Annotated in this window: 19 protein-coding genes; 2 read left to right on the forward strand and 17 right to left on the reverse strand. The window is 70.7% G+C overall.

Annotation, left to right across the window (positions count from 1 at the left end):
• Positions 1 to 41 precede the first annotated feature (41 nt).
• The 7 genes from ACZ32T_RS18015 to ACZ32T_RS18045 all read right to left on the reverse strand — a co-directional run bounded on the left by ACZ32T_RS18015 (position 42) and on the right by ACZ32T_RS18045 (position 8446).
• Positions 42 to 1496 carry a GH1 family beta-glucosidase gene (locus tag ACZ32T_RS18015; RefSeq protein WP_467367730.1) on the reverse strand — a complete coding sequence of 485 codons (1455 nt, stop codon included), beginning with the start codon at positions 1494 to 1496 and terminating at the stop codon, positions 42 to 44.
• A 50-nt stretch (positions 1497 to 1546) separates the two neighbouring features.
• Positions 1547 to 2536, reverse strand: a complete 990-nt coding sequence (locus ACZ32T_RS18020; protein ID WP_467265771.1) for an ABC transporter ATP-binding protein — start codon at positions 2534 to 2536, stop codon at positions 1547 to 1549.
• Positions 2533 to 3618, reverse strand: coding sequence for an ABC transporter permease (locus tag ACZ32T_RS18025; protein WP_467367732.1), 1086 nt, complete (start codon positions 3616 to 3618; stop codon positions 2533 to 2535). The genes ACZ32T_RS18020 and ACZ32T_RS18025 overlap by 4 nt, the downstream gene beginning before the upstream one ends.
• A 5-nt stretch (positions 3619 to 3623) precedes the next feature.
• Positions 3624 to 4604: an ABC transporter permease gene (locus tag ACZ32T_RS18030; protein WP_467265775.1), complete on the reverse strand. Its 981-nt coding sequence runs from the start codon at positions 4602 to 4604 to the stop codon at positions 3624 to 3626.
• Positions 4601 to 5656: an ABC transporter ATP-binding protein gene (locus tag ACZ32T_RS18035; protein WP_467265777.1), complete on the reverse strand. Its 1056-nt coding sequence runs from the start codon at positions 5654 to 5656 to the stop codon at positions 4601 to 4603. Before ACZ32T_RS18035 ends, ACZ32T_RS18030 begins: the two co-directional genes overlap by 4 nt.
• Before the next feature lie 16 nt (positions 5657 to 5672).
• Complete coding sequence (locus ACZ32T_RS18040) at positions 5673 to 7352, reverse strand: ABC transporter substrate-binding protein (RefSeq protein ID WP_467265779.1); 1680 nt, start codon at positions 7350 to 7352, stop codon at positions 5673 to 5675.
• Positions 7353 to 7471: 119 nt separating this feature from the next.
• A complete protein-coding gene (locus ACZ32T_RS18045; protein ID WP_467367734.1) occupies positions 7472 to 8446 on the reverse strand; it encodes a LacI family DNA-binding transcriptional regulator in 975 nt (324 codons plus the stop codon).
• 290 nt (positions 8447 to 8736) lie between these two features.
• Here ACZ32T_RS18045 and ACZ32T_RS18050 point away from each other — a divergent pair, with 290 nt between their 5' ends.
• Positions 8737 to 10605: a lectin gene (locus ACZ32T_RS18050; protein WP_467367736.1), complete on the forward strand. Its 1869-nt coding sequence runs from the start codon at positions 8737 to 8739 to the stop codon at positions 10603 to 10605.
• A gap of 127 nt (positions 10606 to 10732) precedes the next feature.
• On the opposite strand, the gene cimA is transcribed toward ACZ32T_RS18050, so the two are convergent.
• The 9 genes from cimA to ACZ32T_RS18095 all read right to left on the reverse strand — a co-directional run bounded on the left by cimA (position 10733) and on the right by ACZ32T_RS18095 (position 20340).
• Positions 10733 to 12340, reverse strand: a complete 1608-nt coding sequence (gene cimA, locus ACZ32T_RS18055) for a citramalate synthase (RefSeq protein WP_467265785.1) — start codon at positions 12338 to 12340, stop codon at positions 10733 to 10735.
• Positions 12341 to 12618: 278 nt separating this feature from the next.
• On the reverse strand, positions 12619 to 13269 hold the full coding sequence (locus ACZ32T_RS18060) for a TetR/AcrR family transcriptional regulator (protein ID WP_467265787.1): 651 nt from the start codon (positions 13267 to 13269) through the stop codon (positions 12619 to 12621).
• Positions 13270 to 13273: 4 nt separating this feature from the next.
• Positions 13274 to 14290: an agmatine deiminase family protein gene (locus tag ACZ32T_RS18065; protein WP_467265789.1), complete on the reverse strand. Its 1017-nt coding sequence runs from the start codon at positions 14288 to 14290 to the stop codon at positions 13274 to 13276.
• A 10-nt stretch (positions 14291 to 14300) separates the two neighbouring features.
• A complete protein-coding gene (locus ACZ32T_RS18070; protein WP_467265791.1) occupies positions 14301 to 15986 on the reverse strand; it encodes an urease subunit alpha in 1686 nt (561 codons plus the stop codon).
• Positions 15983 to 16672 carry an urease subunit gamma gene (gene ureA, locus ACZ32T_RS18075; protein WP_467265793.1) on the reverse strand — a complete coding sequence of 230 codons (690 nt, stop codon included), beginning with the start codon at positions 16670 to 16672 and terminating at the stop codon, positions 15983 to 15985. Before ureA ends, ACZ32T_RS18070 begins: the two co-directional genes overlap by 4 nt.
• A gap of 129 nt (positions 16673 to 16801) precedes the next feature.
• Positions 16802 to 17905, reverse strand: coding sequence for a branched-chain amino acid aminotransferase (locus tag ACZ32T_RS18080; protein ID WP_467265795.1), 1104 nt, complete (start codon positions 17903 to 17905; stop codon positions 16802 to 16804).
• Between the two features lie 294 nt (positions 17906 to 18199).
• Complete coding sequence (locus tag ACZ32T_RS18085; protein ID WP_467367738.1) at positions 18200 to 19243, reverse strand: 3-isopropylmalate dehydrogenase; 1044 nt, start codon at positions 19241 to 19243, stop codon at positions 18200 to 18202.
• 104 nt (positions 19244 to 19347) lie between these two features.
• Positions 19348 to 19476: a hypothetical protein gene (locus tag ACZ32T_RS18090; protein WP_356711349.1), complete on the reverse strand. Its 129-nt coding sequence runs from the start codon at positions 19474 to 19476 to the stop codon at positions 19348 to 19350.
• Positions 19477 to 19740: 264 nt separating this feature from the next.
• Positions 19741 to 20340 (reverse strand): TetR/AcrR family transcriptional regulator, encoded by a 600-nt coding sequence (locus tag ACZ32T_RS18095; protein WP_467265798.1) that lies wholly within the window; start codon positions 20338 to 20340, stop codon positions 19741 to 19743.
• 191 nt (positions 20341 to 20531) lie between these two features.
• Between ACZ32T_RS18095 and ACZ32T_RS18100 the strand changes: the two genes are divergently transcribed.
• The gene (locus ACZ32T_RS18100) at positions 20532 to 22823 is read left to right on the forward strand and encodes an exo-beta-d-1,3/1,6-glucosidase (protein ID WP_467368037.1); all 2292 of its coding nucleotides are present in this window, start codon (positions 20532 to 20534) and stop codon (positions 22821 to 22823) included.
• 87 nt (positions 22824 to 22910) lie between these two features.
• On the opposite strand, the gene pruA is transcribed toward ACZ32T_RS18100, so the two are convergent.
• Positions 22911 to 24542, reverse strand: coding sequence for an L-glutamate gamma-semialdehyde dehydrogenase (gene pruA / locus ACZ32T_RS18105; RefSeq protein WP_467265800.1), 1632 nt, complete (start codon positions 24540 to 24542; stop codon positions 22911 to 22913).
• Positions 24543 to 24546: the final 4 nt, after the last annotated feature.

Here is a 24546-nt window from a genome sequence, read left to right on the forward strand (position 1 = left end):
GGGAAGGCACGGGTCAGTCGGTGCGGGTCAGTCGGTGCGGGTCAGTCGGTGCGGGTCAGTCGGTGCGGGTCAGTCGGTGCGGGACAGTCGGTGCGGGCGTTCCGGGTGAGGCGGATCGTGTCGCGGTACCACTTGGCGCTGTCCTTGAGCGTCCGCAGCTGTGTGTCGTAGTCGACGCGGACGATGCCGAACCGCTTGTCGTAGCCGTAGGCCCACTCGAAGTTGTCCATCAGCGACCAGGCGAAATATCCCCGGACGTCGGCGCCCTGCGCACGGGCCTCGGTCACGGCGGCGATGTGGTCGGCGAGATAGGCGGTGCGGTCGGTGTCGGGCACGGAGCCGTCGGCGGCGACGGTGTCGTCGAAGGCCGCCCCGTTCTCGGTGATGACGGTCGGCAGCGCGTAGTCGCGGTGGAGCCGCAGGAGCAGGTCGGTGAGCTCGGTGGGGGTGATCTCCCAGTCCATGGCGGTGCGGGGCAGGTCGCGCTCCACGCCGCGGACGACGGGGAGGCCGTCGGCGTCGGTCGGCGACCCGTCCTCGGTCACTCCGGAGAACAGGGCGCCGCGGTAGAAGTTGACGCCGAGGACGTCGAGGGGGGTCGCGATGGCTGCCAGGTCGCCGTCCTGGACGGGCAGCTCGATGCCCTGGGCCGCGAGGTCGTCGACGACGTCCTGCGGGTAGGCGCCGTGGACGATCGGGTCGAGGTAGAGGCGGGTCCCCATGCCGTCGGCGCGGCGGCAGGCCTCCCGGTCGGCGTCGCTGTCGGTCTCCGGGGTGGCGGTGCCGAGGTTGAGGGTGATGCCGAGCTCCAGCGGGTTGCCGCCCGCCGCCTCGCGCATCTGCCGGGCGGCGAGCCCGTGGCCGAGCAGCAGGTGGTGGACGGCGCTCATGGCGTCGCCCATGTCGGTGCGGCCGGGGGCGTGGGCCCCGTAGGCGTATCCGAGCATCGCCGAGCACCAGGGCTCGTTCAGGGTCGTCCAGTGCTCGACCCGGTCGCCGAGGGCCTCGTACGCGAGCATGGCGTACTCCGCGAAGCGCAGGGCCGTGTCACGGGCCGGCCAGCCGCCGGCGTCCTCCAGCTCCTGCGGCAGGTCCCAGTGGTAGAGGGTGATCCAGGGCGTGACGCCCCGCCCCCGGAGCTCGTCGGCCAGCCGCTTGTAGAAGTCGAGGCCCTTGGCGTTGGCGGGGCCGCGGCCGCCCGGCTGGATGCGCGGCCAGGCCAGCGAGAAGCGGTACGTGTCGACCCCGAGGCCCGCGATCAGTTCGACGTCCTCGGGCATCCGGTGGTAGTGGTCGCAGGCCACGTCGCCGTGCTCCGCGTTGTGCACGGCGCCCGGCACACGGCAGAAGGTGTCCCAGATGGACGGGGTGCGGCCGTCCTCCGAGGCCGCACCCTCGATCTGGTACGAGGAGGTGGCCACGCCCCAGCGGAAGTCGGCAGGGAGTCCCTGGACGGCGGCGGGCTGCAGGCTGCTGCGGGGCGTGACGGGATTCATGGGTCTTCGGACTCCGGTTCTGCTCTGGGTGGTGGGCGTGGTGCGGTCGGTCAGTGGTGCAGCCAGCAGGCGACCTCGCGGTCCTGGCCGGCGTCCGGCGGGGCGAGCGCCGGCACCCGCACGGCGCACGGCTCGAAGGCCTTGCCGCAGCGGGGGTGGAAGGCGCAGCCGGCGGGCATCGCGGAGAGGTGCGGGGGCGATCCCGGGATGCCGGTGAGCTCGCGGCGGGGGCCGTGCAGCGCGGGGAAGGAGTGCAGCAGGCCGTCGCTGTAGGGGTGGCGGGGGTCGCGGTAGATCTCGGCCGCGCCGGCCTGCTCCACGATCCGGCCGCCGTACATGATCGCGATGCGGTCGGAGAACTCGATCAGCAGGGAGATGTCGTGGGTGATGAACACGACGGAGAAGGAGAGGCGCTCCCGCAACTCCACCAGCTTGCGCAGGATCTGCCGTTGCATCACCACGTCGAGCGCGGTGGTGGGCTCGTCCATGATGACGATCTCGGGTTCCAGCGCGAGCGCCATCGCGATCATCACGCGCTGGCGCATGCCGCCGGAGAGCTGGTGCGGATAGGCGGCGAGCCGGTCGGCGGAGATGCCGACGAGGTTCAGCAGCTCCTCGGCCCGCGCGGTCCGCTCGGCGGCCCGCATGCCGGGGCGGTGCGCGGTGAGTACGTCGGTGAGCTGGCTGTGGACGGTGTGCACGGGGTTCAGCGAGTTCATCGCCCCCTGGAACACGATCGACAGCTCCTGCCAGCGGAAGGCGCGCAGCTCGTCCGGGGTGAGGGAGAGGAGGTCGACGGGCTCGCCGCCGCCCGGCCGGTGGTAGTGGACGTCGCCGCCGGTGATCACCCCGGGCGGGGAGAGCAGCCGGGTGACGGCGTAGGCGAGGGTGGACTTGCCCGAGCCGGACTCGCCTGCCAGGCCGAGGACTTCACCTCGGTGCAGGGTGAGATCGATGTCCCGCAGGGCGCGGACGCCGTTCGCGCCGGTGCCGTAGTCGACGTTCAGGCCGCTGATGGTGAGGATCGGCTCGGCGGTCATGCGCTGTGCTCCTTGCTGGGCGTTCCGGGCGACTCAGGCGTACCGGGCGACTCGGGTGCGGCGGACGGCCCGGGAGCGGCGGGCTCGGCGGTGCGGGCCACCGGGGTGAAGCCGGGCGCGGTCCCCTCGGGCGCGGACGTCCGGGCCACGGGGGTGAAGCCGACGCGCATGCGGACCTTCCGGGAGGAGCCCGTCGCGGTGCGCAGGCGCGGGTTGACGAACTCGTCGATGCCGAAGTTGATGAGCGAGAGGGCGGTGCCCAGCAGGGCGATGCACAGCCCGGCGGGGACGAACCACCACCACGCGCCCTGGGCCAGGGCCTGGTTGGACTGGGCCCAGAAGAGCACGGTGCCCCAGTTCCAGTGGGAGATGTCGGCGACGCCGATGAAGGCGAGCGTGATCTCCGAGAGAACGGCGAAGATGACGGTGCCGACGAACCCGGACGCGATGACGGCCGTGAGGTTCGGCATGACCTCGAAGAGGATGATCCGCCAGGTGGACTCGCCGGTGGCCCGCGCCGCCTCCACGTAGTCGCGGCGCCGCAGCGACAGGGTCTGGGCGCGCAGGACGCGCGCGCCCCAGGCCCAGGAGGTGAGGGCGATGACGGAGGCGATGAGCATGTCCCCGGTGTCCTCGACGAAGCTCGCGATGATGATGATCAGCGGCAGGCCGGGGATGACGAGGAAGATGTTGGAGAGCATCGAGAGGATCTCGTCGGCGGCGCCGCCGAGGAAACCCGCGCTGACGCCGATGAGCACGGACAGCACGGTCGCCAGGATGCCGGCGAGGAATCCGACGAGCAGCACGCCGCGGGTGCCGACGAGGATCTGTGAGAGGACGTCCTGCCCGGTCTGCGTCGTGCCGAACCAGTGGTCGGCTGACGGCGGTTGCAGCAACTGGTCGCTCATCGCGTCCGGGTCGTACGGGGCCAGCCAGGGACCCGCCACGGCGAGGACGACGAAGAAGGCGAGGATCAGCAGCCCTGCGCGGGTCTTCCCGCCGCGCAGGAAGCGGAACCTGGCGCGGGAGGCGGCGGGGGCGGCGTCGGTGACGACTACGTCGGTGGTGGTGGTGACGGACATGATCCTCATGCCTCCTTGCGGGTGCGCGGGTCGAGGAGGGCGTAGGCCATGTCGGCCAGCAGGTTCGCCGCGAGGACGGAGAGCGTGATGATCAGGAAGACGCCCTGCATCAGCGGGTAGTCCTTGGCTCCGACGGCCTGGAACAGCTGGTAGCCGATGCCCGGGTAGGAGAAGACCATCTCGACCAGCAGGGTGCCGCCGACGATGAAGCCCAGCGAGAGGGCGAAGCCGGAGATGTTGGGAAGGACGGCGTTGCGCGCGGCGTAGGAGAACATCACGCGCCGCTCGGACAGCCCCTTGGCCTGCGCCACCATGACGTAGTCCTCGGAGGAGACGGTCACCATCATGTTGCGCATCCCGAGGATCCAGCCGGCGATGGCGCTGAGCACGATCGTCACGCCGGGGAGCACCCCGTGGTAGAGCGCGCTGGACACGAACGGCCAGTCGAAGGCCGGGATGAGGGAGTTGTCGTACCCTCCGGCGGCCGGAAAGATCTGCCACTTCACCGCGAACAGCGCGATGGCGATCAGGCCGAGCCAGAAGTACGGGATGGCCGAGATGAAGGTGGTCACGGGCAGCAGCCCGTCCAGCCAGGAGCCCCGCCGCCAGCCGCTGTAGACGCCGATGCCGGTGCCCAGCAGGAAGCTGATCAGGGTGGTGATGCCGACCAGGGCGAGCGTCCAGGGCAGCGACTGGGAGATCACCTCGCCGACCGGCGTCGGGAAGAAGGTGAAGGACAGTCCGAGGTCGCCGTCGAGCAGGTGCGACCAGTAGTCGGTGTACTGCGACCAGATGGACGCGTTCTCGTCTAGTCCGAACAGTGCCTTCAAGGAGGCGATGGCGCTGGTGTCGAGCTGCCCCTGGTAGCGGCTCATCAGAGCCTCGACGGGGTCGCCCGGCATCAGGCGCGGGATCAGGAAGTTGATGGTGATGGCGGCCCACGCGGTGACCGCGTAGAAGGCGATCCGCTGGAGGATGTACTTCACTTCGCTGCTCCCTCGGCGGTCGTGCCGTCGTACAGCCAGCAGGCGGCCCACTGGCCGTCCGCCAGGTCGAAGCGGGGCGGCAGTTCGGTGCGGCAGCGCTCCATGGCCTTCGGGCAGCGGGGGTGGAAGCGGCAGCCGTCGGGCGGGGCGATCAGGGAGGGCGGCTCACCGCTCCCGGTCTCCTCCTGGGCCTCCTCGTCCGCCACCCGGTCGGGGTCGGGCGCGGAGGCGATCAGCAGCTGGGTGTAAGGGTGTGCGGGGTGCTGGGTGACGGTCTCGCTGTCGCCGCCCTCCACGATCCGGCCGGCGTACATCACCAGGGTGGTGTCGGCGAAGTAGCGGGCGGACGCGATGTCGTGGGTGATGTAGAGGATGGCGAGGTGCAGCCGCTCCTTGAGGTCGCGCAGCAGGTTGAGGACGCCGAGCCGGATCGACACGTCGAGCATCGAGACCGGTTCGTCGGCGAGCAGCACCTGAGGGTCGGCGCCGAGCGCGCGCGCTATCGCGACGCGCTGGCGCTGCCCTCCGGACAGCTCGTGCGGGAACTTGTCCAGGAACTGATGAGGAGGAGTCAGCTGGACGCGTTCCAGCAGGGCCGTCAGGTTCGTCTCCAGCTCCGCGTCCCCGCTCCCGGCCCGGCCGTGGATCTTCAGGGCTCGGGTCAGGTGGTAGCGCACGGTGTGCACCGGGTTGAGCGAGGCGAACGGGTCCTGGAAGATCAGCTGGACCTGCTTGACGTATCTGCGGAAGGACCGGCCACGCCCGGCCTTCACCGTCGTGCCGCCCAGCTGGATCTCGCCCGCGGTGAGCGGATACAGCTGGGCGAGCAGCCGTGCGACGGTGGACTTTCCGGAGCCCGACTCCCCCACCAGGGCCGTGACGGTGCCGCGCCGGAGCTTCAGCGAGACGTCGTCGACGGCGTGGACGGTGCGGCGCCTGCGGGCGACGAGGTCGCCGGCGGTGCGCCGTACGGGGAAGTGCTTGGTGACTCCGCGTGCTTCGAGCACCACGTCGGTCGCGGTGCGCACGTCTGCGGACGGTTCGGTGGTCATGGCCGGTTCCCCGTGGTTACTTGGCGGGCTTGAGGTTCAGCACGACTTCCAGCGCGTCGGGCTGGGTGTGCTGCGGGGCTGCGTACGGGTCTTCCTCGGTCGGCCAGCCCACCCAGTTCTTCGTGGAGTACTCGGCACCGATGGGGGCCGCGGCCGTCGGGATGACCGGCGCCTGCTCGACCATGATCTTCTGCAGGGCGTTCATGGCCTTGGTGCGCGTGGCGTCCTCGGTGGCGTTGGCGTACTCCTTCAGGGCCGCGGTGGCCTCGGGGCTCTTGAAGCGGCCGAAGTTGCCCAGCTGGGAGCTCTTGCCGACGGGCTGGAGGATCGCCCCGTCCATGATGTTCTGGTACATGTCGTACGGCGTGGCGCCGCTGTTGGTCCAGTGCAGGGTGGCGTCGAAGTTGCCGGTGGCGACGTCGTTGCCCCAGGCCTCGGCGGTCTGCGTCTTGACCTTGGCCTCGATGCCGATCTGCTTGATGTTGTCCTTGATGATCGAGAGACCGGTGATGTAGTCGTTCCAGCCGGCCGGGTCGGTGAAGGTCAGCTCCACCGGCTTCCCGCTCGGGTCCTTGAGGACACCGCCGCTGAGCTTGAACCCGGCGTCCATGAGGAGCGCCTTGGCGCCGTCCACGTCGGGCTTCGTGGTGGCGCTCTTGTACTCGGGGGCGAGGAAGGGCTCGCCGGCGGGCAGCGGGATGCCGGTCGGGTTGCTGATCTCCGGGTAGAGCGTCGCCTGGGCCTGTACGTGGATGGCCTTGCGGTCGATGACCATGGCCATCGCCTTGCGCAGGGCCGGGTTGTCGAACGGCTTGCGGGCGGTGTTGAACCACAGGCCGTGGATGCCGAGCCCGGAGGGGAACCAGAGCTTGTGGTTCTTCGGGTCCTTGGCGACGTACAACTGCTTGTAGTTCGGCATGAAGACGAACGACCATTCGAGCTTACCGTTGGCCAGGGCCGTGGTCGCGGCGCTGTTGTCGTTGTACGTGCTGTAGCGCAGCTCCTTGACCTTGGTCTCGCCCTTCCAGTAGGCGGGCGTGGCGGTCAGGGTGGTGGTCTGCGGGGTGAAGTTCTTCAGCTTGTACGGGCCGGAGCCGACCGGGGTGCGGTTGGGCCAGGTCTCCGGGTTCTCCACCTTCTCCCAGACGTGCTTGGGCACGACGAACGTCGTGATGATCTTGTTCTGGTTGACGAACTGGGATTCCTTGAAGGTCAGGACGACCTTCTTGCCCTCGACGGTGACGCCGTCGTACGGGATGCCGTTGCCGTTGAGTGCCGGGTGCTTCTTGAGCAGCTCGAAGGTGAAGGCGACGTCCTCGGCGGTCAGCGGCTTGCCGTCGGCCCACTTGGCCCGGTCGTCCAGGGTGAAGGTGACCTTGGTGAAGTTGGCCTCCCAGTCCCAGGCCGTTGCCAGCCACGGGTCCGCCTTGTCGGTGGGGCGGATCTGGTTCGTCATCGCCAGCGGCTCGTAGATCATGAAGCGGTAGCCGAGGGTGGCGCCCGCCGACGTCGCGAGGAACGGGTTGCTGTTGTTCGTCTGCGGTCCGTCCGGCTTGCCGAGGGTCAGGACACCGGTCGCGCCGGCGCCGCCTCCCTTGTTGGCACCCGAGTTGGCGGACGAGCAGCCGGCGGCGAGCGCGACCACGGCAATGGCGGCTGAGAGCGCTCTCAGGGTGTGACGACGGCGTACGGACATGGCGACTCCAGGAGGACTGCGGGTCTGGGAGATCCGGCGGTGGTGGGAACGCTGGACGCGCGGGGTGCGGGTGCGGCTGGTTCGGGGATGCGGACGGGTGACCGGCGGGGCCGGGTCCGTTACGGCGCCGAGTGGCGCACGACCAGTTCGGTGGGCAGCACGACCGGTCCGTCCGGTACGGCGGTGCCGCCGAGGTGGGAGAGCAGCAGGCTCGCCGCCGCCTCGCCCATCTGCCGCGTGGGCTGATGCACGGTGGTCAGCGGTGGTTCGGTGTGTTCGGCCATCGGGATGTCGTCGAAGCCGACCACCGCGATGTCGTCGGGAACGCGGCGGCCGGCTGCCCTCAGGGCACGCAGGACCCCGGCCGCGGAGACGTCGTTGTGGGCGAAGACGGAGTCGAACTCCGTGCCGGCCGCCAGGAGTTCCTCCACGGCGAGACGGCCACGGCGCTCGGTGAAGTCCCCGTCCACGACCAGCTCGGTGGGCAGGACCGAGCGGAAGCCCGCGAGCCGGTCCCGGACGCAGCCGAAGTGGCGCGGGCCGGTGACGACCAGGGGTCTGGTGCGCCCTCCGTCCCGCAGATGGCGGGCGGCGGACGCGCCTCCTTCGTGATTGGTGGTCACGACGGAGGGGAATTCCGGATGGTGGCCCCGGTCGTCGATCAGGACGATCGGCAGACCGGAGCGGTGCAGCGCGGTGAGCTGGTCGAGCGTGTTCTCCGGTTCGACGACGACGAGTCCGTCGAAGGCGCGCGCCGACACCTGGGTGGTGAAGCGCTCGACGGACCGCGCACCCCGGGTGCACGTGAAGAGCAGGAGCCCGTAGTCGGCGGCCTCGACCGTGTCCACGATCCCCTGGAGCACTTCGCCCATCCAGGGCCAGGTGAACGAGGGCACCAGCAGCCCGACCGTACGACTGCGTCCGCGTGCCAGCCCGACGGCGCCGGAGCTGGGTACGTAGCCGAGGTCCGCGATCACCGCACGGACACGGGCGGCGGTCGAACCGTCCACTTCGCCCTTGAGGTTGATGACCCGCGAGACGGTCGTCTTGCTGACGCCGGCCTCACGGGCGACATCGGCGATGGTGACACGCAACGGGGCCTCCAGGGACAAGGCAGGACAGGGGATGGCGCGGGCTTCGGTACCGGTTCCGTAACCGGTACCGGAACCGGTACCGGCGTTGCGGCTGGAGTTAACCGCGCCGGAACAGGGCCGTCAATACTTCACACCGAGATTGGTCCGTACCGATGATCGAAGCAGGTCCGGGAGAGCTTCTGTTCACTAGTTGAACGAATGACCCTATTGACGCGAACACGTAAAAGCAGTTCACTCACGGCTCGTTCGACGGCACTTCCCCACGCCCCTGCCGAGAAAGGCAGCAGCCCATGATTCGGACAAGCAGAGCGGCGAGAGTTCTCGTCGCGACGGCGCTCGCGACCGCCGGACTGGCCGGCCTCTCCTCCGGCACCGCCCAGGCCGCGGGCGAGACCGTGAACATCGTGCTGACCACCACGGACGACTCCGGCGGCCGGCATGTCACCCGGGGCCTCCAGGCGCAGACGCCGACCTCCTTCGGCGCCGGCAACGGCGGCTCCGGCACGAACATCACCGTCGACGAGAACACCCGCTACCAGACGTTCACCGGCGGCGGCGCCTCGTTCACGGACACCGCCGCCTGGCTGATGAAGGGCAGCGGCGCGCTGAGCCAGGCGACCCGCGACGAGACGATGAAGAAGCTCTTCTCCCCCACGGAGGGCATCGGGCTGTCGTTCGTACGCAATCCGATGGGCGGCTCGGACCTGGCGCGGTTCGGCTACACGTACGACGACCTGCCGGCCGGGCAGACCGACCCCGGCCTCACGAAGTTCTCGATCGCACACGATCTCCAGGACGTCCTGCCCCTCACCAAGCAGGCCGAGCAGCTCAACCCGGCCCTGACGACGGTCGCCTCCCCGTGGACGGCCCCGGCGTGGATGAAGGACAGCGGGCAGCTCAACGGCGGCTGGCTGAAGGCGGAGAACTACGGCACGTACGCCGACTACTTCGTGAAGTACCTCCAGGCGTGGAAGGACCAGGGCGTCCCGGTCGACTACGTCACCGCGCAGAACGAGCCCACCTGCTGCTCCGGCTATCCGTCGATGAGCTGGAACGGCTCGGGCCTCGCGTACTTCACCAAGAGCGAGCTGCTGCCGAAGCTCCAGGGCGCCGGGCTCACGACCAAGGTGCTGGCGCACGACTGGAACTGGGACACCTACGACGCGTACGCCGCCCCGACGGTCGACGACGCGGCGGTGCGCAGCCACCCGAACTTCGGCGGGATCGCCTGGCACGGGTACGGCGGTGACATCGCGAAGCAGACCGCGGTGCACGACAAGTACCCCGGGCTGGACGCCTTCCAGACCGAGCACTCGGGCGGTACGTGGATCGCCGACCAGCAGCGCGAGGACATGCTGAACATCATCGACTACACACGCAACTGGGCGAAGTCGGTGACCAAGTGGTCGCTGGCCGTGGACCAGAACCGCGGTCCGCACAACGGCGGTTGCGGCACATGCGACGGGCTGGTCACGGTGCACAACGGGGACAGCAGGCACGGGCAGGTCGACTACACGGTCGAGTACTACACGATGGGCCACCTCACGAAGTACGTCCGACCCGGCGCCTCCCGCATCGCCTCCACCGCCAGCTCCGCCGTGCCCAACGTGGCCTGGCGCAACCCGGACGGCTCGAAGGCCCTGATCGCGTACAACGGTTCGGCGTCGGCTCAGCAGGTCACCGTCAACTGGGGCGGGCAGAAGTTCACCTACTCGCTGCCCGGACGCACCTCGGCCACTTTCACCTGGTCGGGGACCCAGTCGGGCGCCTCCGGCAGCAGCGGTGCCCTCACGGGCGCCGGCGGCAGGTGCCTGGACGCCACGGGCAACACGGGTGCCGACGGGACCCCCGTCCAGATCTGGGACTGCACCGGCGCGGCCAACCAGCGCTGGACGGTCGGCGGCGACGGGAGCATCAAGGTGCTCGGCGCCTGCCTGGACGTCACCTCGGGCTCCACAGCCGACGGAGCAAAGGTCCAGCTGTACACCTGCAACGGCTCGGGTGCCCAACGCTGGAGGTACGACGCGTCCACGGGGGACGTGGTCAACACGGCGGCGGACAAGTGCCTGGACGTGACCGGCCAGTCCACGGCGAACGGCGCCCGCGTCCAGATCTGGACCTGCACGGGTGCCGCGAATCAGAAGTGGCGGCTTCGGTAACAGGCCCCGCTTCAGGCTGATCCGTGCCCCGGACACCCCCGCCCCACGGGGTGTCCGGGTACGTCCCGCCGAGTGGTGCGTCGCGGGCACCACACGATCAGGACGAGCCGGCCCGACGGCTCGCCCGTCAGTCGGTCGGCTCGACGCCCGCGCGCAGCAGGCCGTACGTGTACGCGTCCTCCAGGGCCTGCCAGGACGCGGCGATGACGTTCTCGGCCACGCCGACCGTCGCCCAGTCACCGGTTCCGTCGCCCGTGGTGATCAGCACCCGGGTGGTGGACTCGGTGCCCGTGCGGCCTTCCAGGATGCGGACCTTGTAGTCGATCAGCTCCAACTTGGCGAGCTGCGGGTAGATGCGTTCCAGGCCGACGCGGAGTGCCCGGTCCAGGGCGTTGACCGGGCCGTTGCCCTCGGCGGTGGCGACGATGCGCTCGCCCTTGGCCCAGAGCTTCACGGTCGCCTCGTTGGCGTGGGTGCCGTCGGGGCGGTCCTCGACGATGGCCCGCCAGGACTCGACACGGAAGTAGCGGCGGGGCCTGCCGTCGACCTCCGAACGCAGCAGCAGCTCGAAGGAGGCGTCGGCCGCCTCGTAGGTGTAACCCTTGAGCTCGCGCTCCTTGACCCGCTCGACGACCCGTTGGACGAGGGCGCGGTCGCCTCCCAGGTCGATGCCGAGCTCCTTGCCCTTGAGCTCGATGGAGGCACGGCCCGCCATGTCGGAGACCAGCATCCGCATGGTGTTGCCGACGTGCTCCGGGTCGATGTGCTGGTAGAGGTCGGGGTCGACCTTGATCGCGGAGGCGTGCAGCCCGGCCTTGTGCGCGAAGGCGGAGACACCGACGTACGGCTGGTGGGTGGAGGGCGTGAGGTTGACGACCTCGGCGATGGCGTGGGAGATGCGGGTCATCTCGGCGAGCGCGCCCTCGTGCAGGACGGTCTTGCCGTACTTGAGTTCCAGCGCGGCGACGACGGGGAAGAGGTTGGCGTTGCCGACCCGCTCGCCGTATCCGTTGGCGGTGCACTGCACATGGGTGGCGCCCGCGTCGACGGCGGCCAGTGTGTTGGCGACCGCGCAGCCCGTGTCGTCCTGGGCGTGGATGCCGAGCCGGGCACCGGTGTCGGCGAGGACGGTGGAGACGACGGCCTGCACCTGGGCGGGGAGCATCCCGCCGTTGGTGTCGCAGAGGATGACCACGTCGGCGCCGGCCTCGTGGGCGGTGCGCACGACCGCCTTGGCGTACTCCGGGTTGGCGCGGTAGCCGTCGAAGAAGTGCTCGCAGTCGACGAAGACCCGGCGGCCCTGCTCCCGGAGGTGGCTGACGGTGTCGCGGACCATCTCCAGGTTCTCGTCCAGGGTGGTGCGCAGGGCCAGTTCCACATGGCGGTCATGGGACTTGGCGACCAGCGTGACCACGGGGGCGCCGGAGTCCAGGAGCGCCTGTACCTGCGGGTCCTCGGCGGCCTTGCCGCCGGCCCTGCGGGTGGCGCCGAAGGCGACGAGCTGGGCGTGCTCGAAGTCGATCTCCTGCTGCGCGCGGGCGAAGAACTCGGTGTCGCGGGGGTTGGCGCCGGGCCAGCCGCCCTCGATGAAGCCCACGCCGAAGTCGTCCAGATGCCGGGCAATGGTCAGCTTGTCCGCGACCGTCAGGTTGATGCCTTCACGCTGCGCACCGTCGCGCAGCGTGGTGTCGAAGACATGGAAGGCGTCGTCGGGGGCCGTGGCCTTGGTGGTCATGCTGATCTGACTCCTGTCGGGTGAGCGGATCCGGACGAATCGGCTCCACTTGCCCCCATCATCTCGCGTGCCTCGCCCCGGCCGTGGTGTGGGCCGGAAAACGAAAAAACCCCTCGCGGGTGCGAGAGGTCTGCGCGCGGGTCTGGGGCACGATGTCCGTTCCGTACGTGGTGGTACGGGACGGTCACTGCGGACCGGCGCGCCTGCTGCCGATAATCATGGCGAACGAGGACACGCCCGCAGTCTGGCACAGCGGCGCTCCCCCGTCCCGGCTCGTCTCAGGATGCGGGCGTGACGTCCGTCGCAGGCGCGCCCGGTCCGGGAGGCGTGAGCGTCTCGTCCGCGTATCTGCGCATCTGGTCCAGGACCTGCTCCCGCCCGGTGCCGGGGATGCCGACGGTGACATGGACGCTGAAGCCGTCCAGCAGGGCCCGCAGGCGGGTGGCGGCCCGGTCGGTGTCGACGGCGCGGAACTCGCCGCGCGCGATGCCGTCGGCCAGCAGCTCCGTGAGGTCGCGGTGCCAGGCGTCCTCGATGGCGGCCTGCCGGGCGCGCGCGTCGTCGTCGGCGTCCTGCGAGCGGTTCCAGACCTCCAGCCAGAGCGTCCAGTGCGGGTCGCGGTGGCCGTCGGGGACGTACAGCGCGATGTAGGCGTCGAGCCGCTCGCGTGCGGTGCCGGGACCGGTGAGCAGGGCCCGGCGCTCGGCGCCGAGCCGTGCCTCGCTCCACTCCAGCGTCTGGAGAAGCAGCTCGTCCTTGGTGCGGAAGTAGTAGAGGAGGTGGCCGCTGCTCATCCGCACCTCGCGGCCGAGCCCCGCCATGGTGAGCCCGTCGAGTCCGCGCTCGGCGACGGTGGCCATGACGGCGGCGAGCACGTCCTCCCGGGGCGGGGCGATGTTGCGACTGCGACGGCGCGGGGTAGTGGGCACGGTTTCAGATCCTGGGCTGTTGCTGCGTGATGCAGTGGATGCCTCCACCACCGGCAAAGATCGTACGGGCGTCGACGGGTGTCACCGTACGGCCGGGGAAGAGGTCGCGGAAGACGGCCGCCGCTTCCTCGTCCCTCGGGTCGTCGAACGCGCAGAGGACCACTCCGCCGTTGCAGAGGTAGTGGTTGATGTAGGAGTAGTCGGCCCACGCGCCCTCGTCGTCGGTGAGCGCCGTGGGCGCGAGGACCTCCACGACCTCCAGCCGGCGGCCCCGGGCGTCGGTTGCCGCCCGCAGGATCCGGACGGTCTCCCGGGTGATCGCGTGGTCCGGGTGGGAGGGGTCCGGCTGGACGTGGGCGACGACGACACCGGGGCGGGCGAAGGCGGCGACGATGTCGACATGGCCGAGGGTGCCGTACGTCCCGTAGTCCCCGGCCAGGCCCCGGGGCAGCCAGATCGCCTTCTCGGTGCCGAGGCGGGCGTGGATCTCGTCCTCGACGGCCTGCCGGGTCCAGCCCGGATTGCGTTCCTTGCCGAGCTGGACGGTTTCGGTGAGCAGCACCGTTCCCTCGCCGTCCACGTGGATCGCTCCGCCCTCGTTGACCAGGGACGAGCTGTGCACGGGGACGCCGGCCAGCTCGGCGACCGTCCGCGCGATGTGCCGGTCGTGCTCCCAGCGGGCCCAGCCCTGGGCGCCCCAGCCGTTGAACGTCCAGTCGACGGCGGCGAGTTGCCGGCCGTCGGTGACGAACGTGGGGCCGATGTCGCGCATCCAGGCGTCGTCGAGGGGGCGTACGGCCGTCTCGATGTCCGGGCCGAGGAGCTCCCGGGCGCTGTCCTCCTGGCCCGGCCCGACGATCACGGTGACGGGTTCGAAGCGGCGTACGGCGCGGGCGACGCCGGCCCAGGCCCGGCGGGCCTCGTCGAGCTCCGCACCGGTGGCGAAGGTGGGGTTGGGGCCCGGCCAGGCCATCCAGGTGCGCTCGTGGGGGGCCCACTCGGGCGGCATGCGGAAGGTCATGGCGGGGTTCCTAGAGGAAGTAGAGACGGTTGAGGGAGACGGAGTCGGCGGGCGGTGAGCGCAGCGGGTCGCCGTCGAGGGTGACCAGGCCGGTCTCGCCGTCGACTCCGACGTGGCCGGTACGGGAGTTGAGGCGCAGGTCCGCGGGGCCGATCCCGCGTGTGCCCCGGACCGCGACCCTGCGTCGGCGGGTGGGCATGAGGTCGGCGCCGAGCTGGGTGGCGGCCTCGGCGACGAAGGCGACGGAGAGGTCGGCGGCCGTGGCCCCGTACGCACCGAACTGCGGCCCGAGGACGAGGGGTTCACAGGTGTCCGTGGCCGCGTTGGGGTCGCCCGTGACTCCGTAGGCGGGGAAGCCGGACTTCAGGACCAGCTGGGGCTTCGCGCCGAAGAACTCGGGGCGCCAGAGGACGATGTCGGCGAGCTTCCCCGGCTCGATGGAGCCGACCTCGTGCGACAGACCGTGGGCGATGGCCGGGTTGACGGTGAGCTTGGCGATGTAGCGCAGCACCCGCGCGTTGTCGTCGCCGGGACCGTCGCCCTCCATCGGGCCGAGCTCCGCCTTCATCTTCGCGGCCATGGCGAAGGTGCGGCGTACGGTCTCGCCGGCCCGGCCCATACCCTGCGCGTCGGAGGACGTGATCCCGATGGCGCCCAGGTCGTGGAGCACGTCCTCGGCGCCCATCGTGCCCGCCCTGATCCGGTCGCGGGCCATCGCCGCGTCGCCGGGGAGGTCGGTCTTGAGGTCGTGGACGGAGACGATCATCCCGTAGTGCTCGGCGACCGCGTCCCGGCCGAAGGGGAGCGTGGGGTTGGTGGAGGACCCGATGACGTTGGGCACCCCGGCCATCTTCAGCACGTTGGGCACGTGCCCGCCGCCGCAGCCTTCGATGTGGAAGGCGTGGATCGTGCGGCCTTCCAGCACGCTCAGGGTGTCCTCGACGGACAGGCATTCGTTCAGCCCGTCGCTGTGCAGGGCGACCTGGACGTCGTACTCCTCCGCGACCCGCAGCGCGGTGTCCAGGGCGCGGGTGTGGGCGCCCATGTCCTCGTGGACCTTGAAGCCGCAGGCGCCTCCCTCGGCGAGCGCCTCGACCAGCGGCGCCCGGTGGGAGGACGACCCCCGGCCCAGGAAGCCGATGTTGACGGGCCAGGCGTCGAAGGCGTTGAAGGCGTGGCGCAGGGCCCACGGGGAGTTGACGCCCACGCCCCAGACCGGGCCGAACTCCTGGCCGATGACCGTGGTGACGCCGGAGGCCAGGGACGCCTCCATGATGCGCGGGGAGAGCAGATGGACATGGGGGTCCACGGCGCCCGCCGTCGCGATCAGGCCCTCGCCGGAGACGATGGTGGTGCCCGTGCCGACGACCACGTCGACCCCGTCCAGGGTGTCCGGGTTGCCGGCCCGTCCGATCGCGGCGATGCGGCCCTCACGGATGCCGACCGAGACCTTCCGGATGCCGAGCACGGCGTCGATGACCAGGACGTTGCTGATGACGACGTCACAGGTCTCGCGGACGGCGGCGGCCTTGAGGTGAAGGCCGTCGCGGGCCGTCTTGCCGAAGCCGGCGAGGAACTCGTCGCCCTGCTTCTGGGCGTCGGACTCCACGCGCACGGTCAGCCCGGAGTCGCCGAGCCTGACCCGGTCCCCGGCGCGCGGCCCGTGCGTGGAGGCGTATGCGTACGGGTCCGTCACCGCCCCTCCCCCGCTCCGAGGTAGCCGCAGGCCGCCGCTCTGCGCAGCGCCTCCGCCTTGGCGCCCGGCGCGTCCAGCGGTCCGTCGACGAGCCCGGCGAAGCCGATCGCGATCCGGTCGCCGCCGATGGGGACGAGCGCGGCCTCGGCGGTCTCGCCCGGGCCGAAGCGGACGGAGGAGCCGGCCGGCACGCCCAGCCGCATCCCGTACGCCGCCGCGCGGTCGAAGTGGAGCCGGGGGTTCGACTCGAAGAAGTGGAAGTGGGACGTCACGCTGACCGGGACGGTCGCGGTGTTGCGGACGGCGATCCGCACGGCGGGCTCCGGCTCGGGGGTCGCGGGGCCGGGGAGAAGCGCGCCGGGGGCGTCGTCGCCGAGCGTTCCGCCGGCGAGGGGTGCGCTGACGACGGCGAGCCGGGAACCGTCGTCGAACACGGCCTCCACCTGCACCTCGGTGACGACGTCGGCCACGCCCGGCAGCACGTCGTCCGGGCCCAGCACGGCGCGGGCGGCCTCGATCGCCTCGGCCAGCCTCCGTCCGTCCCTGGCCGCCTCGCAGACGGTGTCCGCGATCAGGGCGGTCGCTTCGGGGACGTTGAGCCGCAGGCCACGGGCGCGCCGGGCCCTGGCCAGCTCGGCCGCGCCGAAGAGCAGCAGCCGGTCGCGTTCGGTCGGGGTCAGTCGCACGTCACGACACCTCCTGGTTGGAGCAGCACTCTAACCAGGTTTTGAGCGACACTCAAAACTCCGGGGACGACGAAGGCCGCGCCCCGGGAACTGCCGTCGGGACGCGGCCTTCGTGGGTACGGCGGGTGACTAGCCGAGCTTGTGCATCCAGCCGTGGGTGTCCTCGGCGGTGCCGCGCTGGATGTCCAGCAGGCGGTCCCGCAGCTTCATGGTGACCTCGCCGGGGGTGCCGTCGCCCTGGGTCCACTCGCCGCCCGCGGACTTCACGGTGCCGACGGGCGTGATGACGGCGGCGGTGCCGCAGGCGAAGACCTCGGTGAGGGTGCCGTTCTCGGTGTCCGCGCGCCACTGGTCGATGGAGACGCGGGCTTCCTCGGAGGCGTAACCGAGGTCACGGGCGACGGTGAGGAGGGAGTCGCGGGTGATCCCGGCGAGCAGCGAACCGGTGAGGGAGGGGGTGACGATCCGCTTGCCGCCGTCCTCCTGCCCGTAGACGAAGTAGAGGTTCATGCCGCCGAGCTCCTCGACCCACTTGTGCTCGACCGCGTCGAGGTAGGCGACCTGGTCGCAGCCCTGCTCCGCCGCCTCGGCCTGGGCGAGGAGGGAGGCGGCGTAGTTGCCGCCGGTCTTCGCGTCGCCGACGCCGCCGGGAACGGCGCGCACCCGGTCCTGGGAGAGCCAGATCGAGACCGGCTGCACGCCGCCGGGGAAGTAGGCGCCGGCGGGAGAGGCGATGACCACGAAGAGGTACTCGTTGGCCGGGCGGACCCCGAGGCCCACCTCGGCGGCGATCATGAACGGGCGCAGGTAGAGGGACTCCTCGCCGCCGTGCGGCGGGACCCATGCCTGGTCCTGCTGGACCAGGACGTCACAGGCCGCGATGAAGGTCTCGACGGGCAGCTCCGGCATCGCCATGCGGGCGGCGGACCGCTGGAAGCGGGCGGCGTTGGCCTCGGGCCGGAAGGTGGCGACCGAGCCGTCGGGCTGCCGGTAGGCCTTGAGGCCCTCGAAGATCTCCTGCCCGTAGTGCAGGGTCATGTTGGCCGGGTCGAGCGACAGCGGGCCGTACGGCACGAGCTGCGCGTCGTGCCAGCCGCGGCCCTCGGTCCAGCTGATCGTCACCATGTGGTCGGTGAAGTGCCGGCCGAACCCGGGGTTGGCCATGGCCGCCTCGCGCTCCGCGTCGGACAGCGGGTGCGAGGAGGGCTTGAGCTCGATCGTGGGCGTCGTCATGAGTGCGTGTCCTTCACCGGTCTTGTGTGTGATGGACCGCGCTCACGCCCGATCCCGCCCGGCGGCGGCCGGGCAGGTTGTAGGACGTCCGAGCTCTACCGCGTGCCGCGGTCCCGCGTTCGATTATCTCCCGGGGGCGGCTGTGCACGAAATGATGCGATTGCGGTGAAGCTCACGGCGACGCTCACGCGACGCGAAAACGCGGTCCAGGGGTCGATGGTGGCACCCGGAGACCGCGAGAAGAAGCCGCCGGGTGCGGTTGCGACCCGGCGGCTTCGAAGTGGAGACGTCGGGTCAGCTCGCTACGCGTACCGCGAGCGCGTCGCCGATCTCGTCGGTGGTACGTGCGCTCTTCCCGTCACGCTCCGCGAGGTCGGCGGAGACGGCCTCCTCGATGCGCACGGCCTCGGCCTCGTAGCCGAGGTGGCGCAGCAGGAGGGCGACGGAGAGGATCGTGGCCGTCGGGTCGGCCTTGCCCTGACCCGCGATGTCGGGCGCGGTGCCGTGCACCGGCTCGAACATGGACGGGAAGGCGCCCGTCGGGTTGATGTTGCCGGACGCGGCCAGGCCGATGCCGCCGGTCACGGCTGCGGCAAGGTCGGTGAGGATGTCGCCGAAGAGGTTGTCGGTGACGATGACGTCGAAGCGCTCCGGCTGGGTGACGAAGAAGATCGTCGCGGCGTCGACGTGCAGGTAGTCGGTGGTGACCTCGGGGAACTCGGCCGCGACCTTGTCGAAGGTGTTCTTCCACAGGTGACCGGCGTGCACGAGGACGTTGTTCTTGTGGACCAGCGTCAGCTTCTTGCGCGGGCGGGCCGCGGCACGCGCGAAGGCGTCGCGCACGACGCGCTCGACGCCGTGGGCGGTGTTGACGCTGACCTCGGTGGCGATCTCGTGCTCCGTGCCCGTGCGCAGGGAACCGCCGTTGCCCGTGTACGGGCCCTCGGTTCCCTCGCGGACGACGACGAAGTCGATCTCGGGGCGGCCGGCCAGCGGGGTGGCGGTGTTCGGGAAGAGCTTCGACGGCCGCAGGTTGATGAAGTGGTCGAAGGCGAAGCGGAGCTTCAGCAGCAGTCCGCGCTCCAGCACGCCCGACGGCACGGACGGGTCGCCGATGGCACCGAGCAGGATGGCGTCGTGGCCCTTGAGGGCCTCGAGCTCCGCGTCGGGAAGGGTCTCACCGGTGCGGTGCCATCGCTGGGCGCCGAGGTCGTACTCCTTGGTCTCCAGCTTCACATCCTGCGGGAGAACAGCGTTGAGAACCTTGAGGCCCTGGGTGACGACCTCCTGGCCGATACCGTCGCCGGGGATCACTGCGAGATCGATGCTGCGAGACATAAGGGCACCCTAGCTTCCGTCCCACCCCATGACATTCGGTGTCCATGATGCGGACAGCGCGTGTCCCGCGCGGGGGACGGACGTCACGGGGCGGGACCAGGACCTCAGTGGCCGGTCGACCCGCCGTTGTCCCGGCGGTCGAGGGCGCGCTGCAGGGCGGCGGCGGCGTTCTTACGCTCCGACTCGGCGGAGCGGGTGCTGTGACGGACGCGGCGGACAGTGGTCTCGGCCATGAGGGATCGACTCCTTGAGATCGCGTGGATTTCGAGATCAGGACTTCGCGCAACGGATATCGAGATCGGGATTTCGAGGCGCCGGCAGGGCGGGGAGCTGCCGCAGGGATTACCTGCTCGGGGCACACTCACACACGCCGTCGCTGGATCAGCGATTCGTTCGGCTTCTACAAAGTTAGGACAGCGCGGGCCATCTGTCTCTACAGATACTCGGACTTCCTACTATCTGAGACGGCGACGCCGGACGGACCGCGCCGCCGGGCCTCAGAGCGTCACGGTGAGCTGCGCCTCGATGTGCGCGCGCAGGACGCCCGCCATGTCCGCGGTGCAGTCGCTGAGCAGCCACTGCACCTGGAGCCCGTCCATCAGCGCGATCAGCTGCCGGCCCGCCGCGTCCGGGGCGATGCCGGGCCGCAACGCGCCTTCCAGACGCACCTGTCCGTAGGTGAGCTGTGCGCCCGCGACCGAGTTCTCGTAGCGGCGGACGAAGTAGCGGTGGGCGGGGTGGTCGGCAGCCGTCGCCTCGGTGGAGACCACCGAGAAGAGTTCGACGATCCCGCGCCGCCCGGCGTTCCGCTCGGCCAGCTCGGCGAAGCGCCGCAGTCTTTCCACGCCGGTGGTGCCGCCGAGCGAGAGCCATGCGTCATCCACCTCGTCGCGGTGTTCCAGCACGGCGAGCAGCAGCGCCTCCTTGGTCGGGAAGTGATGCAGCAGGCCGGTGTGCGAGATGCCGCTGCGGGTCGCGATCACCCGCAGCGACGCACCCCGGTAACCGGCCTCGCCGAACAGGGCCATGGCCTGATCGAGGATCTCGCGCCGCTTGGCGCGGCCCTTCGCGTAGCCGCGCGGTGCTTCGGCCGGCACTCGCCACTCTCCCGGTCCGCCGGCCGTCGGTCAGGCCGGCACTTCGGTCCATCGGACACCCATGCAACCGATCGGACATCCATTCAACCGCCCGGAGGTCCGGCCCCGGAGATAGGGTCCCGGAGATACTTACCAGGTGGTCGGTATCGACTCTATGGTGAAGGCGAACCATGTCGCGAAAGGACCCCCCGGTGGCCCCCTCCCTGCCCTATCTCGACCCCGCTCTCCCCGTGACCGAGCGGGTCGACGACCTCCTCGGCCGCATGACCCTGGCCGAGAAGACCGGTCAGATGCTCCAGCTGAACGCCAAGGACGGGGTACGTCACCTCATCGAGGACCTGCACGCCGGCTCGATCCTCCACGCCTCCCCCGAGCGTGTCCTCGAAGCCGCGGCGCTGACCGGGCGGACCCGGCTGCGCATCCCTCTGCTCATCGCGGAGGACTGCATCCACGGCCACTCCTTCTGGGAGGGGGCCACGATCTATCCCACGCAACTGGGGCTGGCGGCCACCTGGGACCCGGAGCTCGTGGAGCGCGTCGCGAGGGCGACCGCCGTCGAGGTCGCGGCGACGGGCGTCCACTGGACGTTCTCGCCGGTGCTCTGCATCACGAGGGACCTGCGCTGGGGCCGGGTCAGCGAGACCTTCGGCGAGGACCCCTTCCTGATCGGCGAGCTGGCCTCGGCCATGGTCCGCGGCTATCAGGGCGAGGGGCTGAGCGACCCGACGGCGGTGCTGGCCTGTGCCAAGCACTTCGCGGGGTACTCCGAGACGCAGGGGGGCCGTGACGCCAGCGAGGCCGACATCTCCCGGCGCAAGCTGCGCTCCTGGTTCCTCCCGCCGTTCGAGCGGGTGGCCCGCGAGGGCTGCCGTACGTTCATGCTCGGCTACCAGTCCATGGACGGGGTGCCGATCACCGTCAACGACTGGCTGCTGGGCGAGGTGCTGCGCGGCGAGTGGGGCTACACCGGCACGCTGGTCACCGACTGGGACAACGTCGGCCGCATGGTGTGGGAGCAGAAGATCTACGCCGACCACACCCAGGCCGCCGCGGCGGCGGTCCGGGCGGGCAACGACATGGTGATGACCACCCCCCAGTTCTTCGAGGGCGCGCAGAGCGCGGTCGCCGAAGGAAGCCTGGACGAGGCGGAGATCGACGCGGCGGTGCGGCGTGTCCTGACCCTGAAGTTCGAGCTCGGCCTCTTCGAGAACCCCCGCCACCCCGACGCCGCCCGGCAGGCCGCCGTCATCGGAAGCGCCGGGCACGCCGTGCTGAATCTGGAGGCGGCCCGCCGCTCGCTGGTCCTGCTCACCAACGACGGCACCCTGCCGCTGGCCGGCGGACTCACGGCCGGCCAGGACGGTCGCGCCGTCGCCGGAGCCGGCTCCGCGCCGCGTACGGTCGCCGTGATCGGGCCCAACGCGGACGACGCGCAGACCCAGCTGGGCGACTGGGCGGGCTCCTCCGGCCAGGCGGACTGGCTGCCGGACGGTCACCCCCGCGCCATGATCCGTACGGTCCTCGACGGCTTCCGCGAGCACGTCCCGGACAGCTGGCACGTCACCTACGCCCGGGGGGCCGAGATCCTCTCCGTGGGTCCCGACCCGGAGGGGGCGTTCTTCCCGGACGGGCAGCCCCGCCCGGACGTGGTCGTCCCCGCGGAGCCCTCCGAGGCCCTGATCGCCGAGGCCGTCGCCGCTGCCGAGGCCGCCGACCACGTCGTCGCGGTGGTGGGTGACCGCATCGAGCTGGTCGGCGAGGGGCGCTCGACCGCGACCCTGGAACTCGTCGGCGACCAGGTGGCGCTGCTCGACGCCCTCGCCGCGACCGGCAAGTCGTTGGTCGTCGTGGTCATCAGCTCGAAGCCCCTGGTGCTGCCGCCGTCCGCGCTCGGCGCCGCGGCGATCCTGCACGCCTTCAACCCGGGCATGCAGGGCGGCCGTGCGGTGGCGGAGGTCCTGCTGGGCCTCGTCGAGCCGTCGGGCCGGCTGCCGGTCTCCTTCGCCCGGCACGCGGGGCAGCAGCCGACGTACTACAACCAGATCCGCGGCCAGCACGGCTCCCGGTACGCCGACCTCACTCAGCGTCCGGCCTTCGTGTTCGGCGAGGGCCTGAGCTACACGACCGTCACGTACTCCGGTCTGGAGGTGCTCACCGCGAGCGTCGGGGAGAGCGACACGCTGCGGGCCCGCGTCGTGCTGCGCAACACGGGTGAGCGGCCGGCCCTGGAGACCGTGCAGGCGTACATCAGCGACCTGGTGACGTCCGTGACCTGGGCCGAGAAGGAGCTCAAGGCCTACCGGCAGGTGACGCTGGCCCCGGGCGAGGAGCGCGAGGTGCTGCTGGAGCTGCCCGTCTCCGAGTGCACCCTCGTGGACGCCGCCGGCCGGCGCGTCGTCGAGCCCGGCGCCTTCGAGCTGCTCGTCGGACCGTCCTCGTCCGACGACGCCCTCCTGAGGACGGGTTTCACCGTGAAGGACTGAGGCGGCCCCTGACATGGAAACCGCCTCCCGGCCGGCGGGGGGAGCCGGTCGGGAGGCGGAGTGCGGGGGCGCCCCGGAGGGCGGCCGTCAGCCCTGGTGGGGGTAGGTGTAGTCGGTCGGCGGGACCAGCGTCTCCTTGATGGCGCGGGTCAGCGTCCAGCGCTGCAGGTTCTGCGGGGCGCCCGCCTTGTCGTTGGTGCCCGAGCCACGGCCGCCGCCGAAGGGCTGCTGGCCGACGACGGCACCGGTCGACTTGTCGTTGATGTAGAAGTTGCCCGCGGCGTAGCGGAGCTTGTCCATCGTGTACGCGGCGGCCGCGCGGTCGTTGGAGATGACCGCGCCGGTCAGCGCGTAGTCGGAGACCGACTCCATCTGCTCCAGCATGGCGTCGTACTTCTCGTCCTCGTAGACGTGCACGGCGAGGATCGGACCGAAGTACTCGGTGGTGAAGACCTCGTTGGCCGGGTCGTCGCAGACGATGACGGTCGGACGGACGAAGTAGCCGACGGAGTCGTCGTACGTGCCGCCGGCGACGATCGTGCACGTCGGGTCGGCCGCGGCGCGGTCGATGGCGGCCTTGTTCTTGGCGAAGGACCGCGCGTCGATGACGGCGCCCATGAAGTGCGACAGGTCGGTGACGTCACCCATGGTGATGGAGTCGACCTCGGCCGCGAACTCCTCCTTGAAACCGGAGTTCCAGATGGAGGCCGGGACGTAGGCGCGGGAGGACGCGGAGCACTTCTGGCCCTGGTACTCGAAGGAGCCCCGGGTCAGCGCGGTCTTCAGGACGGCGCGGTCGGCGCTCGGGTGAGCGACGACGAAGTCCTTGCCGCCGGTCTCGCCGACGAGCCGCGGGTAGGTGCGGTAGTTGGCGATGTTGTTGCCGACCGTCTTCCACAGGTGCTGGAAGGTGGGGGTCGAGCCGGTGAAGTGGACACCGGCCAGGTCGCGGTGGTTCAGCGCGACCTCGGAGACGGCGATGCCGTCGCCGGTGACCAGGTTGATGACGCCCTTGGGCAGCCCGGCCTCCTCCAGGAGCTGCATCAGCAGCACGGCGGCGTGGGTCTGCGTCGGGGACGGCTTCCACACCACGACGTTGCCCATGAGGGCGGGCGCGGTGGGCAGGTTGGCGGCGATGGCCGAGAAGTTGAACGGCGTGATCGCGTAGACGAAGCCCTCGAGCGGGCGGTGGTCCATGCGGTTCCACACGCCGGGGGAGTTCGCCGGCGGCTGCTCGGCGAGGATCTGGCGCGCGTAGTGCACGTTGAAGCGCCAGAAGTCGACGAGCTCGCAGGGGCAGTCGATCTCGGCCTGCTGCGCGGTCTTGCCCTGGCCGAGCATCGTGGAGGCGGCCAGCGTCTCGCGCCAGGGGCCGGACAGCAGCTCGGCGGCGCGCAGGATGATGGCCGCGCGGTCGTCGAAGGACATGGCGCGCCAGGCCGGAGCGGCGGCGAGAGCCGCGTCGACGGCGTCCTGGGCGTCCTGCTCGGTGGCACCGGCGAAGGTGCCGATGACGGCCTTGTGGTTGTGCGGCTGCACCACGTCGACACGCTCGCCGCCGCCCATGCGCTTCTCGCCGCCGATGGTCATCGGCAGGTCGATGGGGTTCTGGCTGAGCTCCTTGAGCTTCGCCTCCAGGCGGGCGCGCTCCGGGGTGCCCGGGGCGTAGGAGTGGACCGGCTCGTTGACCGGCGCGGGGACCTGGGTGACAGCGTCCATGAGT

This window comes from Streptomyces sp. NPDC023573, from assembly GCF_055559735.1.